At 36.3% G+C, this 551-nt stretch carries 1 pseudogene; it reads left to right on the plus strand.

Annotation, left to right across the window (positions count from 1 at the left end):
* A pseudogene (locus C200_RS13970) lies at window positions 1-551 on the plus strand (hypothetical protein); the annotation flags it as partial.

Genomic DNA, 551 nt, shown 5'->3' on the forward strand with positions numbered 1-551 from the left:
ATGGCTCGCAGCGAAAGTATACAGATAAATACTATCTTTGTTATCAATACCTCGGGACTTCATTAGATCACCTATTCGATAATTCATCAAAAGACAATCAATACATCAGTGCCCAAAACCGCTTTAATTATGCAATAAAAATATGCAGACTTCTAGATAAGCTTCATAACGGAACACTCTCCAAAAGCGGTACAACCTATGCTCACCTTGATATTAAGCCAGGTAATATTACTAAAGACCATCAAGGCCAATTTCACTTTATTGATTTAGCCGCCTGTGAAAAACTTGATGGCAAAGCATCCAACAAACATGACAATGATCATGGTACACGTGCCTATTTGCCTAAAGAGTATCAAGGGATTTCATATCAAAATTTAGATATATTCGCCTTATTAAAAACATGTTACCTTGAAGGCGCTCCCTCTTTATTTACTACAGAAATGCTAGCTACAAATCAATCCCTTGAAAAACTCTGCCAAAGCAATATTCAAGACAAGATAACTCCCATACAGCTTATGACTCGCTTTATTTTAATAACTCACCTTACGCAC

Origin of the sequence: Piscirickettsia salmonis LF-89 = ATCC VR-1361 (assembly GCF_000297215.2) — a bacterium.
In the GTDB taxonomy this organism is placed as follows: Bacteria; Pseudomonadota; Gammaproteobacteria; order Piscirickettsiales; family Piscirickettsiaceae; genus Piscirickettsia; species Piscirickettsia salmonis.